At 51.6% G+C, this 608-nt stretch carries 1 protein-coding gene; it reads right to left on the bottom strand.

Going from position 1 to position 608, the window contains the following annotated elements:
• Positions 1–520, bottom strand: a 520-nt coding sequence (locus ACXJ5O_RS29180) for an MBL fold metallo-hydrolase (RefSeq protein WP_457302945.1), incomplete at its 3' end; no start/stop codon positions are given.
• Between the last annotated feature and the right edge of the window lie 88 nt (positions 521–608).

The raw sequence follows: 608 nt of genomic DNA, 5'->3' as shown, positions 1-608 counted from the left end.
CCAGTACGCGGCCCGCAAATTCAACGCGGTAACCGATGCAACCGCCCGGATGATTAAGGCTACCGGTGCGGATCGTGACCCCATCGAATGCAGTCAGCACTTCGCCCGAACGAAAATCGCGAAAAGCTAGACTGGCCTTGCAGATTTCGGGCTCGACAGGAAACCACGGCGGGCGCATGAACTGCTTGACCATTTCACGCGTAGTCATGATCCCAGCCAGATGACCGGACCATAGTCGCACATTCATCATCGGATTGTAGAGTGGCATAAAGTAGGGGAGGCCAATGATATGGTCATAATGACAATGGGTGTAGAAGATGTCGAGGTGGTCAACACCTTCCAGTGACAAAGCATCACCAGCCTGCCTTATGCCGGAACCGGCGTCGAAGATCATACGATGCTTGCCGCATTGAACTTCGATACATGCGGTATTGCCGCCATACCGTTTGAAATCGGGACCCGATACGGAAACGCTTCCCCGCGTTCCCCAGAATTTCACCCGAAACACTTCGTCGTTCATTATGCTCTTTACACCCAATTCCCCTTTTTCAAGGCATCGTATCCAAACTGCAATCGTTATGCGAGGCTTGGATTTCGATTAATTTATC

Source organism: Phyllobacterium sp. P5_D12, from assembly GCF_054049495.1.
The sequence above is the reverse complement of the archived record's forward strand: the minus strand, read 5'-3'. Positions and strand labels throughout refer to the sequence as shown.